Genomic DNA, 13,777 nt, shown 5'->3' with positions numbered 1-13,777 from the left:
TAAGGAACGACCGATGAGTTTTCTGAATATCCGCGGCCTGCATAAAAGCTACGGCGCCACGTCCATCTTCACCGACATCAACATCGAGATCGGCCAGGGCCAGTTCATCACCCTGCTCGGCCCGTCCGGCTGCGGCAAGTCCACCCTGCTGCGCTGCATCGCCGGCCTGACCGATGTCGATGGCGGGCAGATCCTGCTGGGCGGCGAGGACCTGGTACCCGTTGCGCCGCAGAAACGCGGCATCGGCATGGTGTTCCAGAGCTACGCCTTGTTCCCCAATATGACCGCGGCGCAGAACGTCGCCTTCGGCCTGCGCATGCAGAAAGTCCAAGCCGCCGAGGCCAGCAAGCGCGTCGCCGAGGTGCTGGAGCTGGTGGAACTCAGCGACTACGCCGGGCGCTACCCGCAGCAGCTGTCCGGCGGCCAGTGCCAGCGCGTGGCCCTGGCCCGCTCGCTGGTCACCCGCCCGCGCCTGCTGCTGCTCGACGAGCCGCTGTCGGCGCTGGACGCGCGCATCCGCAAGCACCTGCGCGAGCAGATCCGCGCCATCCAGCGCGAGCTGGGCCTGACCACCATCTTCGTCACCCACGATCAGGAAGAGGCGCTGGTCCTGTCGGATCGCATCGTGCTGATGAACGGCGGCCAGATCGTCCAGAGCGGCGACGCCGAAACCCTCTACACCGCACCGGCCGATGCCTTCGCCGCCGGTTTTATCGGCAACTACAACCTGCTCGACGCCGACGCCGCCAGCCGCCTGCTCGGCCAGCCGATCGGCAGCCGCGTGGCGATCCGTCCGGAAGCCATCCACTTCGCCGACGGCGGCATCGAGGCGCGGATTCGCAGCCACAGCCTGCTCGGCAACGTCATCCGCTACCGCGTCGAGGCCCGTGGCGTGGAGCTGCTGGTGGACGTGCTCAATCGCTCCGCCGCCGACCTGCACCACGACGGCCAGAGCGTCAGCCTGGCCATAGGCGCCGATGCGATCCGGGAGGTGGCGTGATGGCCCTGGCAATCTTCGATCTCGACGAAACCCTGATCCACGGCGATTGCGCCAGCCTGTGGGCAGTGGAAATGACCAAGCTGGGCTGGGCGGATGGCGAGGCCTTCATCGCCCGCGAACAGGAGCTGATGCACCTGTACGCGGCAGGCAAGCTGGCCATGGAGGACTACATGGCCTTCACCCTGGCGCCGCTGGTAGGGCGCACGGCCGAGGAGGTCGCCCATGTGGTCGAGCCCTTCGTCGAGGACGTGATCGAGCCGATCTTCTACAGCGACGCCAGCCGCACCCTGGCCGCCCACCGCGAGGCCGGCGACCGCCTGCTGGTGATCTCCGCCTCGGCGCACTTTCTGGTCAGCGCCATTGCCGAGCGCTTCGGCATCGACGAGGTGCTGGCCATCGACCTGGAACAGCAGCACGGCTTCTACAGCGGCCGCACCCAGGGCGTGCTGACCTACCGCGAAGGCAAGGTGACACGGCTACACGCCTGGCTCGCCGAGCAGAACGAGAACCTGGCCGGCGCCAGCTTCTACTCCGACTCGCGCAACGACCTGCCGCTGCTGCAACTGGTGGACAGGCCTTTCGCGGTCAACCCCGATCCGACCCTGCGCGCCCATGCCGAGCAGGCCGGCTGGCCGATTCTCAGCTGGCGCTAGGGTGTCGCGCCCCCTAGCGGCTCATGATGCCTTCGCAGGCCTCGATCAACGCCGCCGCCAGCTCCCGCGCATAGCCGGGCAGCTGGTTGCGCGCGTGCAGGGCCACCTCCACCGGCGCCACCGGGGCGAAACCTTCGGCCTCGCCCAGTTCGCGGTGCGCGGCAGTGATCAACCGGCGCGGCAACAGGGTCAGCCCCAGCCCGCCTTCGGCCGCGGCGCTGACCCCGGGCAGGCTGCTGCTGACATAGGCGATGCGCCAGGGTTTGCCCATGGCGTCCAGCGCGTGGGTCATTTCCAGGCGATACAGGCCGTTGGGCGGGAACACCGCCAGCGGCACCGGGTTGCGCGCCAGCACCGGCCGCGCGCGGCTGTCGAGCCAGGCCAGCGGCTCGGCCCAGCTGGCCAGGCCCTTGGCGCTGCCGGCGCGCTGCTTGATCAGCGCCAGATCCAGTTCGCCGGCATTGAACGCGCGCCACACGTCGTGGCTGAGGCCGCTGGTGATCTCCAGGCGGATACCCGGATGGGCATCGGCGAAATCCGCCAGATAAGGCGTCAGGCTGTTGGCGGCGAAATCGTCCGGCACGCCGAGGCGCACCTCGCCCTCCACCGCGCTCTGCCCCAGCGCCAGCATGGCTTCATCCATCAGCGCGACGATGCGGTTGGCGTAACCGAGCAGGCGCTCGCCCTCGGTGGTGGTCACCACGTAGCGGCCGCTGCGGTCAAGCAGCTCGGCGCCGAGCTGCTCCTCCAGGCGCCGCACCTGCTGGCTGACGGTGGACTGGGTCAGGTGCAGGCTGGCGGCCGCGCGGGTGAAACCGCCGGTCTGCACCACGGCGAGAAAACTGCGTAACAGTACGGGATCGAGCATGTCGCCACCCATCATGAAAGCCACTGGCAGGCATTCTACTATTTAATTTCCGAATCCAGCCGCGAATTCCTATAGTGCATGGGAGCCAATTTTCCGCTCGGGGATCGAACCCCGCGCCATTCACCCGCCGAGGCAATCTCTCGATGAGCAAATCGCCCTACTACTACGCACCGCATGGCGGTCACCCAGGTCAGGAGCAACTGCTGACCGACCGCGCCATGTTCACCGAAGCCTACGCCGTGATCCCCAAAGGCGTGATGCGTGACATCGTCACCAGCCACCTGCCGTTCTGGGACAACATGCGCATGTGGGTCATTGCCCGCCCGCTGACCGGCTTCGCCGAGACCTTCTCGCAGTACATAGTCGAAGTCGGCCCGAACGGCGGCAGCAACAAGCCGGAGCTGGACGCCACTGCCGAAGGCGTGATCTTCGTCGTCGAAGGCGAATTCAGCCTGACCCTCAATGGCACCCAGCACGCCATGCGGCCGGGCAGCTACGCCTTCATCCCGCCGCAGAGCGATTGGTCGCTGCGCAACAACAGCAGCCAAGCCGTGCGCTTCCACTGGTTGCGCAAGGCCTATCAACCGGTCGAAGGCGTGCCTTACCCGGAAGCCTTCGTCACCAACGAGCAGGACATCGAGCCGATCGTCATGCCCGGCACCGAAGGCCGCTGGAGCACCACGCGCTTCGTCGAGATCAGCGACATGCGCCATGACATGCACGTCAACATCGTCAACTTCGAGCCGGGCGGCGTGATCCCCTTCGCCGAAACCCACGTCATGGAACACGGCCTGTACGTGCTGGAAGGCAAGGCGGTGTACCGCCTGAACCAGGACTGGGTCGAGGTCGAGGCCGGTGACTTCATGTGGCTGCGCGCCTTCTGCCCGCAGGCCTGCTACGCCGGCGGCCCGAGCCGCTTCCGCTACCTGCTGTACAAGGATGTGAACCGTCAGATGCCGCTGACCCTGGGCGGTCTGAAGCGCTGAGCGATGCCATCCCTGTAGGATGCGCCGTGCGCACCGATGAATAAGGGTCACGCACGGCGTACTACGAAAAAGGCCACCCCTAGGGGTGGCCTTTTTCATTCATGCAACAACCGATCAGCTATGGCGGATCAGGTGATCGAAGGCAGACAACGATGCCTTCGAGCCTTCGCCCATGGCGATGACGATCTGCTTGTACGGCACGGTGGTCACGTCACCGGCGGCGAATACGCCGGGGATATTGGTCGCGCCCTTGCTATCGACGATGATCTCGCCGAAGCGGTTGAGCTCCACGGTGCCCTTGAGCCAGTCGCTGTTGGGCAGCAGGCCGATCTGCACGAAGATGCCTTCCAGCTCGACGCTGTGCAGCTCCTCGGTGGTGCGATCCTTGTACACCAGGCCGGTGACCTTCTGACCGTCGCCCTTGACCTCTGTGGTCTGCGCGCTCTTGATCACGGTCACGTTGGGCAGGCTGCCCAGCTTCTTCTGCAGCACGGCGTCGGCACGCAGGCTGTCGGCGAATTCCAGCAGGGTGACGTGGGCGACGATGCCGGCCAGGTCGATGGCCGCTTCGACGCCGGAGTTACCGCCGCCGATCACCGCCACACGCTTGCCCTTGAACAGCGGGCCGTCGCAGTGCGGGCAGAAGCACACGCCCTTGGCCTTGTATTGCTGCTCGCCGGGCACACCCATCTCGCGCCAGCGTGCGCCGGTCGACAGAATCACGGTCTTGGCTTTGAGCGAAGCGCCGTTCTCGAATTTGACTTCGTGCAGGCCGCCTTCGCTGCTGGCCGGTACCAGAGCCGAAGCACGCTGCAGGTTCATCACGTCGACTTCATATTCCTTGACGTGCTCTTCCAGGGCGCGCACCAGTTTCGGCCCTTCGGTTTCCTTGACCGAGATAAAGTTCTCGATGGACATGGTGTCCAGCACCTGACCGCCGAAACGCTCGGCGGCAATGGCAGTGCGAATGCCCTTGCGCGCCGCATAGATAGCCGCCGCAGCACCGGCCGGGCCACCGCCGATCACCAGCACGTCAAAGGCCTCTTTGGCGCTCATCTTCTCGGCATCGCGATTGGCGGCGCCGGTGTCGATCTTGGCGAGGATTTCCTTCACCTCCATGCGGCCGGAAGCGAACACCTCACCGTTCAGGTAGATGCTCGGCACGGCCATAACCTGGCGGCGCTCGACCTCTTCCTGGAACAGCGCGCCGTCAATCGACACGTTACGGATATTGGGGTTAAGCACGGCCATCAGGTTCAGCGCCTGGACCACATCCGGGCAGTTCTGGCAGGAGAGCGAGAAATAGGTCTCGAACTCGAACTTGCCTTCGATGCTCTTGATCTGCGCGATGGTGTCGGCATCCAGCTTCGATGGATGACCACCCACTTGCAGCAGCGCCAGCACCAGCGAGGTGAACTCGTGGCCCATGGGGATACCGGCGAAGGCCACGCCGGTGTCTTCGCCCGGACGATTCAGGGCGAAAGACGGACGGCGGGCATCGCTGCCGTCGGTCTTCAGGGTGATCTTGTCGGTCAGGCCGACGATGTCCTGGAGCAGGCCCAGCAGCTCCTGGGATTTCGCGCTGTCATCGAGGGACGCGACGATCTCGAACGGCTGGGTGACCTTTTCCAGATAGGCCTTCAACTGGGTTTTCAGATTGGCGTCCAACATGGTGGAGAGTCCTCAATGACAAGAATTCGGGGCGATTAAAAGATTGTCGGGAACAATTTTTAACGTCGCGCTGCGACAGCCCGCTGGGTGGCCTGCCCTGAATGGCAGGCAATAAAATGCCCGGACGGATCGCGCCCGGGCATCGGGCACCACAAGGGCCGGTTGATGGCCCAAACAGCGCAGAGTTGGTCCTTTCCGGCCTGTGACAGACCGGAAAGGGAGCTGGCAGATTTAGATCTTGCCAACCAGGTCCAGCGATGGCGCCAGAGTGGCTTCGCCTTCTTTCCACTTCGCCGGGCAAACCTGGCCCGGGTTGGCGGCGGTGTACTGAGCGGCCTTCAGCTTGCGCAGGGTCTCGGAGACGTCGCGAGCGATTTCGTTGGAGTGGATCTCAACGGTCTTGATAACGCCTTCCGGGTTGATCACGAAGGTGCCGCGCAGGGCCAGACCTTCTTCGGCGATGTGCACGCCGAAAGCGTTGGTCAGGGCGTGGGTCGGGTCGCCGATCAGCGGGAACTGCGCCTTGCCAACGGCCGGCGAGGTTTCGTGCCAGACCTTGTGCGAGAAGTGGGTGTCGGTGGTCACGATGTAGACCTCGGCACCGGCCTTCTGGAACTCGGCGTAGTTGTTGGCGGCGTCTTCGATCTCGGTCGGGCAGTTGAAGGTGAAGGCGGCCGGCATGAAGATCAGCACGGACCACTTGCCCTTCAGGCTCTGCTCGGTGACTTCGACGAACTCGCCAGCGTGGAAAGCGTTGGCCTTGAACGGCTGTACCTGAGTGTTGATGAGGGACATCTCTGACTCCTTCTGAGGTTTCTGTGAGGGTTGAAAATTTACAGGGCGTATCTTAGCGGCCTAACGAAAAAAAGCTTATTGATTACGGCCATGATATTGATTGAATCAGCCAATCGCTGGCCGAGCCCGCGCCAGACGCGGGCTAGAGCTCTTGCTCAGACAAGATCGGGATCGATAAGCAGCGCGATTTTACCTGCAACCTGATTACCGGCGAGTGTCTCGAACGCCGCTTCGCTGTCTTTGAGCGCAAAACTGCGCTCCAGTTGCGGCTTCAACCGGCCCTCGACGAACAGCGGCCAGACCTGCTGCTGCAGGTCGCGCAACAGGTCGGCCTTGAACTGGTCGTCGCGGTTGCGCAGGGTCGAGCCGATCAGCTGAATGCGTTTGCCCAGCACCTGTGCCAGGTCCAGCTTGGCTTCGCGCCCGCCCATCAGGCCGATGTTGATCCAGCGCCCGTCGCGCGCCAGCAGTTCCAGGTTGAGCGTCGCGTACTGACCGCCGACCGGGTCGAGAATCACATCGAAGGGGCCGAAATCGCGCAGGCCCTGCAGGTCGTCGCCGCGCAGCACGCCCCCCTGGGCGCCGAGCCCCTCGCAATAGGCCAGCCGCTCGGGCGAACCGACGCTGACCCAGCAGGGGCTGCCGAATGCCTTGCACAGCTGGATGGCTGCCGACCCCACGCCGCTGGCGCCGGCATGCAGCAGCACCTTCTCGCCCGGCTTCAGGGCGCCGAGCTGGAACAGGTTGAGCCAGGCCGTGGCATAGACCTCCGGCAACACCGCCGCCTCGACCAGACTCAGCCCCTCGGGCACCGGCAGGGCGTGACGGGCATCGACCACCACCTCCTCGGCCATGCCGCCGCCGGCCAGCAGGCAGCAGACGCGGTCGCCCACCTGCCAGGCGCTACCCGGCCCCACCTCGCTGATGACCCCGGCGCATTCCAGGCCCAGCGCCTCGCTGGCGCCGGGCGGCGGCGGATAGAGACCGGCGCGCTGCAGCAGGTCGGCGCGGTTGAGACCGGCGGCGGCCACCCTGACCCGAATCTGCCCCGCGTCGCACGCCTGCGCCGGCTGTTCCAGCCACTGTGCCCGCCCCTCGACGCCTTGCAATGCCTTCATGCTGCCCCCATAGTGGAAGTGAAATCGGGCCCGACGTCGACCGTCGGCCTCCCGCCTGGCGCCAACGGAACCTGGCGCGCTCAATTACGGCCTAATATGCGTTATCACCTGCCACTACGTCGAATCAGCATGAAGCGCTCTCTCGCAAGCACCGCCCTCGCCCTCGTCCTCGGCCTCAGTGCCCTGCCGTTGGCGGCCAAGACCACCAGTGCCGCCGACTGGGACTACCTGCAGCCGGATCGCGAGCAGGTGATTGCCAGCCTCAACGTGGTGGAACTGCTCAGGCGCCATCACTACAACAAGCCGCCGCTGAACGACGAGCGTTCGCTGCAGATCTACGACAACTACCTCAAGTTGCTCGACCCGGCGCGCAGCTACTTCACCGCCGCCGATATCGCCGAGTTCAACCAGTGGCGCACCAAGTTCGACGACCTGCTGAAAAGCGGCGACCTCGAACCCGGCTTCGTCATCTACCGCCGCCACCTGGTGCGCCTGCAGGAGCGCCTGGAATTCGCCCTGGCCGAGCTGGCCAAGGGCGTCGACAAGATCGACTTCGGCGTCGACGAGAGCCTCGAAGTGGACCGCGAGAAGGCGCCCTGGGCGGCGAACCGCGCCGAGCTCGACGAGCTGTGGCGCAAGCGGGTCAAGGACGAGGTGCTGCGCCTGAAGATCGCCGGCAAGGACACCAAGGACATCCAGGAACTGCTGACCAAGCGCTACAACAACCAGTTGGCGCGGCTCAAGCAGACCCGCGGCGAGGACGTGTTCCAGGCCTATATCAATGCCTTCGCCACCACCTACGACCCGCACACCACCTACCTGTCGCCGGACAACGCGGAAAACTTCGACATCAACATGAGCCTGTCGCTGGAAGGCATCGGTGCGGTGCTGCAGAGCGACAACGAGCACGTCAAGGTGGTGCGCCTGGTGCCGGCCGGCCCGGCGGAGAAGAGCAAGCAGATCGCCCCGGCGGACAAGATCGTTGGCGTAGCCCAGGGCAACGGCGAGATGGTCGACGTGATCGGCTGGCGCCTGGACGAAGTGGTCAAGCTGATCCGCGGGCCGAAGGGCTCCACCGTACGTCTGGAGGTGATCCCGGCGAGCAACGCGCCCAGCGACCAGACCAGCAAGGTGGTCACCATCACTCGCGAGGCGGTCAAGCTCGAGGAGCAGGCGGCGAAGAAGAAGGTCCTTGAACTGGCCCACGAGGGGCGCAACTACAAGCTCGGGGTCATCGAGATTCCGGCCTTCTACCTGGACTTCAAGGCCTTCCGCGCCGGAGACCCGAACTACAAGAGCACCACCCGCGACGTCAAACGCCTGCTCAGCGAGCTGAAGGCGGAGAAGGTCGACGGCGTGGTCATCGACCTGCGCAACAACGGCGGCGGCTCGCTGCAGGAAGCCACCGAACTGACCGGCCTGTTCATCGAACAGGGCCCCACCGTGCTGGTACGCAACGCCGACGGCCGCGTCGATGTGCTCGCCGACGAGAACACCGGCACCTACTACACCGGCCCGCTGGCCGTGCTGGTCAACCGCCTGTCCGCCTCGGCCTCGGAAATCTTCGCCGGCGCCATGCAGGACTACCACCGCGCGCTGATCCTCGGTGGCCAGACCTTCGGCAAGGGCACGGTGCAGACCATCCAGCCGCTCAACCACGGCGAGCTGAAGCTGACCCTGGCCAAGTTCTACCGCGTCTCCGGGCAGAGCACCCAGCACCAGGGGGTGATTCCCGACATCCTCTACCCGGACGTGATGGACACCAAGGACATCGGCGAGAGCGCCCTGCCCGCCGCCCTGCCGTGGGACAGCATCCGCCCGGCGATCAAACCCGAGCTGGATCCGATCAAGCCCTTCCTCGCCGAGCTGACCACCCGGCATGACCGGCGCACCGCCAACGACCCGGACTTCGTCTTTACCCGCGACCGCCTGACCCTGGCCAAGCAGCTGATGGCCGAGACCCGCGTCAGCCTCAACGAACACACCCGTCGCGCGCGCCAGGCCGAAGTCGAGGCCAAGCAGTTGAAGCTGGAGAACAACCGCCGCCAGGCCAAGGGCGAGGAACTGCTCAAGGAACTGCAGAAGGAAGACGAGGACGCCCTGCCGCCGGAAGACGACAAGAGCACCCCGGAAGACGACGCCTACCTGGCCGAGTCCGGGCGCATCCTGCTCGACTACCTGGGGCTGAATCCCTCCCTGGCGCTGCACTGAGAACCTGCTTTACGATCTCGCGAGCTAGAGCCATGCAAGGCAAAAACAGGCGAGGAAGCGGAGTTTACGAGCTGTAAATGAGCATCCGAGCCTGTTTTTAACGCAGCTGGGACGAAGCGCAGCAGATCGTAAACAGGTTCTGAGACAAATCGTCGGACGTCATCATAACGTCACCGAACTGTCGTGAAATGCGAGGGTCGGCCACAAGCCGGCCCTTTCGTTTTTTCGCCAGATCGAGACCACCATGACCGTCACCGAGCAGTTGAGCGCACTGGGGATCATCCTCGCTCACGGCGACCTCAACAGCCTGTTCCAGCCCATCGTCTCGCTGTCCGAGCAGCGCATCCTCGGCTACGAGGCGCTGACCCGCGGCCCCTCCAACAGCCCGCTGCACTCGCCGCTGACGCTGTTCGCCGTGGCCCGCCACGCCGGCCGCCTGAGCGAGCTGGAGATGGCCTGCCGCAAGAGCGCCTGCCGGCGCTTCAGCGCCCAGGGCCTGGAGGGCAAGCTGTTTCTCAACGTCTCGCCAGAATCGCTGCTCGATCCCAGTCACCAGCCGGGGCGTACCCTGCAACTGCTGCAGGCGTTCGGCATTCCGCCGAGCCAGGTGGTGATCGAACTCACCGAACAGTCACCCACCGAAGACTTCGCCCTGCTCGACAACGCCCTGCACCACTACCGCGCCATGGGCTTTTCCATCGCCCTCGACGACCTCGGCGCCGGCTACTCCAGCCTGCGCCTGTGGTCGGAACTGCGCCCGGACTACGTGAAGATCGACCGCCATTTCATCGACGGCATCCACCTGGACACGGTCAAGCGCGAGTTCGTCGGCTCCATCCTGAAAATGGCCGAAGCCTCGCGCGCCCAGGTGATCGCCGAAGGCATCGAACTGGCCGAGGAACTGGCCGTGCTAGCCGAGATGGGCGTCGACCTGGTGCAGGGCTACCTGCTCAGCCGCCCGCAGGAAAAGCCGCCGCGCGATGTCCGCCAGCTGCTGCCGCGCCTGCAGGGCGGCCAGGTCGGCCTGGGCGACGAAGGTCGCGACCTCGGCGCACTGCTGAACGAACAGCCGGCGGTCGACCAGCACACCGCCATCGCCGAAGTGCTGGAAGCCTTCCGCGCCCAGGCCAACCTCAACTCCCTGGCAGTGCTCGACGAGCAGCGCCAACCGGTCGGCATCGTCCATCGCCATTCGCTCTCCGAAGCGCTGCTCAAGCCCTTCGCCACCGACCTGTTCGCGCGCAAGCCGATCAGTCGGCTGATGAGCCAGGACTTTCTCGCCGTGGAACTGGCGCAATCGCTGCAGAAGGTCAGCCGCCTGCTCACCAGCCGCGCGCGCCAGCGCATCGAGGAAGACTTCATCATCACCCAGAACGGCCGCTACCTCGGCCTGGGCCGGGTGATCGACGTGCTCAAGCTGATCACCGAACAGAAGCTGCAGCAGGCGCGCCACGCCAACCCGCTGACCCTGCTGCCGGGCAACGTGCCGATCCAGCAGTGCCTGACCCGCCTGCTGCAACAAGGGCGCACGGCGGCGATCTGCTACGTCGATATCGACAGCTTCAAGCCCTTCAACGACCTCTACGGCTACGCCAGGGGCGACGAGGTGCTGCTGTGCCTGGCGCAGTGCCTGAGCGAGCGGGTCGACCCGGCGCGCGACTTCGTCGGCCACATCGGCGGCGACGACTTTCTCCTGGTGCTCGGCTCGGCCGACTGGCGCGACAGGCTCGGCCGCCTGATCGAGGATTTCCAGAGCCAGTGCCGGCGCTTCTACCGCGAAGAACACCTGCAGGCCGGCTGCTTCAGCGCGCACAATCGCCAGGGCCAACGCCAGGAATTCGCCCTGCTGTCGCTCTCCATCGGCGTGGTATGCCTGCAGGCCGAGGACTGCCCGAACCTGGACGCCGCGCAGTTGGCCGAACTGGCCTCGGAGGCCAAACGCCAGGCCAAGGCGGTGCCCGGCTACAGCCTGCATATCCTCGAGCGGCTATCGGCCTGAGTCGCTCGCCTCGTCGGGCGCCGCATAGCGCTCGGCCAGCTCGGGATCGGCCGCCAACCCGGGCGCGCCGTCGCGGTACAGGCGGTGCAGACGAGCGGCAGCCAGCGGATGGCCGGCGGCGAATGCCAGCTCCCACCAGTGGGCCGCGGCCTGGCCGTCCGGAGCCTGGCGGGCATCGCCCTGCAGCGCCTGCACGCCCAACTGGTAAGCGGCCTTGCCGTCGCCGCCTTCGGCCGCCAGGCGCAGCAGGCGTAGCCCCTCCTCGCGCGCGCCGAGGCCCTGACCGCGAAACAGCAGGATATGCCCGTAGAAACTCTGCGCCGGCACGTCGCCCAGCTTGGCCTGGCGCGCGTACTGCCCCTGCAGCCACTGCCAGGCCCGCGGCTGGCGCAGCAGCCAGGGCCAGTGGAACAGGCGCCGGGCCAGCCAGTAGCCCAGGCCTGCACGCAACCGCCAGAGCAGCCTAGACATCCGCGGGATAATCGAACTCGAACACCCGCACCACTTCGGCGGCATGCCAGGAAGCCGCGGCGACGCCGTCGGGGGCACCGCTGAAGCGCCCCAGGCGGGTGACGCAGTCGAAGAAACCGGTACGCGGCAGGCGACTGGCGCCCTGGCTGATCACCAGGGCGCTGCGCAGCGGGCGCTCGGCGCGGGCATCCAGCGCGGCCAGATGCTCCAGCGCGGCGGTGAGGGTCTGCATGGCCGGCGTGGGCAGCTCCAGGCGCTCGATCAGCGCCCGGTAGGTCAGCAGGTGGCGCTGACGGCGGGCGTCGTCCAGTTCGTCGAGCAGGGCCTGCCAGTGCTGGCGGCTGATGCGTACGCTCAAGACCAGCCCTCCAGCTCCAGCGCCCAGGCCAGCGCGCGCAGGATGGCGGCGTCGGGCTGACGCTCGCCGCGCTCGATCATGGCCAGGTAATGCGTGCTGATGCCCACGCTGCGCGCCAGCGCCTCGGCGCTCAGGCCCTTGGCCTCGCGCAGGGCCTGCAACTGCGCCAGCGCCGGCCGCGCGCCCTGGCTCGGCGCGACCACCTGAACCGGCTCGGCCTCGCCCTGACGCCCGGCCGCCTGCAGCAGCGCCTGATAGTCGGCCCAGGGCAGCACGGCGTACTCCGGCTCGCCGTCGCGGGCAATGATTTGCACTGTCATGACTCTCTCCGTTGGAAAGCAGCACCGACGACCTCGGCGCCTTCCTTGCGAGCGGCCATCTTAACAGGCGGCCGCCGCCAGGGGCGTGATCTATACTGCTTTGGCATTAGAGCCCACTGGGCGGGGGAGTTTCTTTTGCGCAGACTCTACGCATTGCTTTGCGGCCTGCTGGCCCTGCCCTGCGCTGCCGACAACCTGCGCTGGGGTTATGGCCCGGCCGACGCCATGCCCTATGTGGGCGTGGAGCAGCAGCGCCTGCAGCGTGGCCTGGCCCACCGCCTCGGCCTGGAACTGGCGCTGCGCCTGGATCTGCCGGTGGAATTCATCGAGACGCCGAACAACCGCCTGGAAACCTACCTGCAGCAGGGCCGCCTGCACCTGATCTGCAACGCGAACCCCGAGTGGGTCGGCGAGCCGCAACGCCTGCACTGGTCGCCGCCGCTGTACGAGGAGGAAGACGTGCTGTTGCAGCACCGCGACACGGCGCCCTTGACCAGCCTGCAAAGCCTGCATGGCAAGGTGCTCGGCACCAGCCTCGGCTACATCTACAGCGCGCCACTGATGGCAGCCTTCGCCGACCAGCGCATCCTGCGTCAGGACGTGCGCGACCTCGACACCAGCCTGCAGATGCTCGACAAGCAGCGCCTGGATGCGGTGATCGACATGCGCCGCAACCTGGCCTACAAGCTCGCCCAGCACCCGCAACTGCGCCTGGATTTCAGTCCCTGGGTGGTACAGCGCTATCAGGTGCACTGCGCCTACGGGCCGCACCTGCCGGTGGCGGCCGAACGCCTGGACGCGCTGCTGGTGGAGCTGCGCGACCAGGGCCGGATCGAGCAATGGCTGGAGGAGGCGCTCAGGAGCGCTGCGGACTCGCCGGAGGTAAGCGCTCGATAAGCGCCAGCTGCTCGGGCGTCTGCGCTGCCCGCCAGGCCTTGAAGGCGTCCAGCTCGCCGCGCCAGGTACGCAGCACCCAGGCCAACACGGCCAGGTCGTCGATGAAACCCAGCCCCACCAGCCAATCGGGTATGGCATCCAGCGGGGAGAGGAAATACAGCAAGGCAGCCACCACCATCAGCAGCGCCTGGCTGCTGATCTGCCGGTAATCGCCCTTCAGCCAGGCCAGGCACAGCGCGCGCAACAGCCGCAGATCCTCGCGCAGCCCGGCGAAGCGGGCACCCTGCGGCGTGCGCTTGTCGCCCAGGGCGCGGAGCAGTTCCGGCAGGCGTCCCTCGCGCAGGAAACGCGCCGCCATGGGCAGGTAACGCGCCAGTTTCCACGGAGTTTTCATCGGTCCTCCTCGTAACCCAGGCGCCGCCTGGGCTTG

General features: G+C 66.2%; 14 protein-coding genes. 6 read left to right on the top strand and 8 right to left on the bottom strand.

The window, feature by feature from the left end; genetic code table 11:
• The first annotated feature begins 13 nt into the window (after positions 1–13).
• Positions 14–1,000 (top strand): ABC transporter ATP-binding protein, encoded by a 987-nt coding sequence (locus ACIGFL_RS05100; RefSeq protein ID WP_397496332.1) that lies wholly within the window; start codon positions 14–16, stop codon positions 998–1,000.
• Positions 1,000–1,653 carry an HAD family phosphatase gene (locus tag ACIGFL_RS05095; protein WP_122107519.1) on the top strand — a complete coding sequence of 218 codons (654 nt, stop codon included), beginning with the start codon at positions 1,000–1,002 and terminating at the stop codon, positions 1,651–1,653. The genes ACIGFL_RS05100 and ACIGFL_RS05095 overlap by 1 nt, the downstream gene beginning before the upstream one ends.
• Before the next feature lie 13 nt (positions 1,654–1,666).
• Here ACIGFL_RS05095 and ACIGFL_RS05090 read toward each other — a convergent pair whose 3' ends face one another.
• Positions 1,667–2,521, bottom strand: a complete 855-nt coding sequence (locus ACIGFL_RS05090; protein WP_129483531.1) for a LysR substrate-binding domain-containing protein — start codon at positions 2,519–2,521, stop codon at positions 1,667–1,669.
• Positions 2,522–2,664: 143 nt separating this feature from the next.
• Here ACIGFL_RS05090 and ACIGFL_RS05085 point away from each other — a divergent pair, with 143 nt between their 5' ends.
• The gene (locus ACIGFL_RS05085) at positions 2,665–3,507 is read left to right on the top strand and encodes a bifunctional allantoicase/(S)-ureidoglycine aminohydrolase (RefSeq protein ID WP_206417406.1); all 843 of its coding nucleotides are present in this window, start codon (positions 2,665–2,667) and stop codon (positions 3,505–3,507) included.
• Between the two features lie 114 nt (positions 3,508–3,621).
• Here the strand turns inward: ACIGFL_RS05085 and ahpF are convergent, their stop codons facing one another.
• The 3 genes from ahpF to ACIGFL_RS05070 all read right to left on the bottom strand — a co-directional run bounded on the left by ahpF (position 3,622) and on the right by ACIGFL_RS05070 (position 7,091).
• The gene (gene ahpF / locus ACIGFL_RS05080; RefSeq protein ID WP_397496331.1) at positions 3,622–5,178 is read right to left on the bottom strand and encodes an alkyl hydroperoxide reductase subunit F; all 1,557 of its coding nucleotides are present in this window, start codon (positions 5,176–5,178) and stop codon (positions 3,622–3,624) included.
• Positions 5,179–5,409: 231 nt separating this feature from the next.
• Entirely contained in the window at positions 5,410–5,973 is a 564-nt protein-coding gene (gene ahpC, locus ACIGFL_RS05075) for an alkyl hydroperoxide reductase subunit C (protein ID WP_021442365.1), read from the bottom strand.
• Between the two features lie 155 nt (positions 5,974–6,128).
• Positions 6,129–7,091 carry a zinc-binding dehydrogenase gene (locus tag ACIGFL_RS05070; RefSeq protein ID WP_397496330.1) on the bottom strand — a complete coding sequence of 321 codons (963 nt, stop codon included), beginning with the start codon at positions 7,089–7,091 and terminating at the stop codon, positions 6,129–6,131.
• Positions 7,092–7,220: 129 nt separating this feature from the next.
• Between ACIGFL_RS05070 and ACIGFL_RS05065 the strand changes: the two genes are divergently transcribed.
• Complete coding sequence (locus tag ACIGFL_RS05065; RefSeq protein ID WP_021442367.1) at positions 7,221–9,302, top strand: carboxy terminal-processing peptidase; 2,082 nt, start codon at positions 7,221–7,223, stop codon at positions 9,300–9,302.
• Positions 9,303–9,546: 244 nt separating this feature from the next.
• On the top strand, positions 9,547–11,301 hold the full coding sequence (locus ACIGFL_RS05060) for a bifunctional diguanylate cyclase/phosphodiesterase (RefSeq protein WP_397496329.1): 1,755 nt from the start codon (positions 9,547–9,549) through the stop codon (positions 11,299–11,301).
• Here ACIGFL_RS05060 and ACIGFL_RS05055 read toward each other — a convergent pair.
• The 3 genes from ACIGFL_RS05055 to ACIGFL_RS05045 are packed head-to-tail and all read right to left on the bottom strand — an operon-like array spanning position 11,290 to position 12,450.
• Positions 11,290–11,772 carry a sel1 repeat family protein gene (locus ACIGFL_RS05055; protein WP_397496328.1) on the bottom strand — a complete coding sequence of 161 codons (483 nt, stop codon included), beginning with the start codon at positions 11,770–11,772 and terminating at the stop codon, positions 11,290–11,292. The two genes, ACIGFL_RS05060 and ACIGFL_RS05055, sit on opposite strands and share 12 nt — an antisense overlap.
• A complete protein-coding gene (locus ACIGFL_RS05050) occupies positions 11,765–12,130 on the bottom strand; it encodes a hypothetical protein (RefSeq protein ID WP_122107526.1) in 366 nt (121 codons plus the stop codon). Before ACIGFL_RS05050 ends, ACIGFL_RS05055 begins: the two co-directional genes overlap by 8 nt.
• Positions 12,127–12,450, bottom strand: a complete 324-nt coding sequence (locus ACIGFL_RS05045) for a helix-turn-helix domain-containing protein (protein ID WP_397496327.1) — start codon at positions 12,448–12,450, stop codon at positions 12,127–12,129. The genes ACIGFL_RS05050 and ACIGFL_RS05045 overlap by 4 nt, the downstream gene beginning before the upstream one ends.
• A gap of 135 nt (positions 12,451–12,585) precedes the next feature.
• On the opposite strand from ACIGFL_RS05045, the gene ACIGFL_RS05040 reads away from it, so the two are divergent.
• Positions 12,586–13,347, top strand: coding sequence for a substrate-binding periplasmic protein (locus ACIGFL_RS05040; RefSeq protein WP_397496326.1), 762 nt, complete (start codon positions 12,586–12,588; stop codon positions 13,345–13,347).
• Here ACIGFL_RS05040 and ACIGFL_RS05035 read toward each other — a convergent pair.
• Positions 13,307–13,741 (bottom strand): YkvA family protein, encoded by a 435-nt coding sequence (locus ACIGFL_RS05035; protein WP_021443524.1) that lies wholly within the window; start codon positions 13,739–13,741, stop codon positions 13,307–13,309. The genes ACIGFL_RS05040 and ACIGFL_RS05035 overlap by 41 nt on opposite strands.
• Between the last annotated feature and the right edge of the window lie 36 nt (positions 13,742–13,777).

The organism is Pseudomonas sp. NPDC077649 (assembly GCF_044542855.1).
Lineage (GTDB): Bacteria > Pseudomonadota > Gammaproteobacteria > Pseudomonadales > Pseudomonadaceae > Aquipseudomonas.
The sequence above is the reverse complement of the archived record's forward strand: the minus strand, read 5'-3'. Positions and strand labels throughout refer to the sequence as shown.

Coding starts and splice junctions, on each gene's coding strand:
- ACIGFL_RS05100 (WP_397496332.1), top strand. CDS start 14: ATGAGTTTTCTGAATATCCGCGGCCTGCATAAAAGCTACGGCGCCACG.
- ACIGFL_RS05095 (WP_122107519.1), top strand. CDS start 1,000: ATGGCCCTGGCAATCTTCGATCTCGACGAAACCCTGATCCACGGCGAT.
- ACIGFL_RS05090 (WP_129483531.1), bottom strand. CDS start 2,521: ATGCTCGATCCCGTACTGTTACGCAGTTTTCTCGCCGTGGTGCAGACC.
- ACIGFL_RS05085 (WP_206417406.1), top strand. CDS start 2,665: ATGAGCAAATCGCCCTACTACTACGCACCGCATGGCGGTCACCCAGGT.
- ahpF (WP_397496331.1), bottom strand. CDS start 5,178: ATGTTGGACGCCAATCTGAAAACCCAGTTGAAGGCCTATCTGGAAAAG.
- ahpC (WP_021442365.1), bottom strand. CDS start 5,973: ATGTCCCTCATCAACACTCAGGTACAGCCGTTCAAGGCCAACGCTTTC.
- ACIGFL_RS05070 (WP_397496330.1), bottom strand. CDS start 7,091: ATGAAGGCATTGCAAGGCGTCGAGGGGCGGGCACAGTGGCTGGAACAG.
- ACIGFL_RS05065 (WP_021442367.1), top strand. CDS start 7,221: ATGAAGCGCTCTCTCGCAAGCACCGCCCTCGCCCTCGTCCTCGGCCTC.
- ACIGFL_RS05060 (WP_397496329.1), top strand. CDS start 9,547: ATGACCGTCACCGAGCAGTTGAGCGCACTGGGGATCATCCTCGCTCAC.
- ACIGFL_RS05055 (WP_397496328.1), bottom strand. CDS start 11,772: ATGTCTAGGCTGCTCTGGCGGTTGCGTGCAGGCCTGGGCTACTGGCTG.
- ACIGFL_RS05045 (WP_397496327.1), bottom strand. CDS start 12,450: ATGACAGTGCAAATCATTGCCCGCGACGGCGAGCCGGAGTACGCCGTG.
- ACIGFL_RS05035 (WP_021443524.1), bottom strand. CDS start 13,741: ATGAAAACTCCGTGGAAACTGGCGCGTTACCTGCCCATGGCGGCGCGT.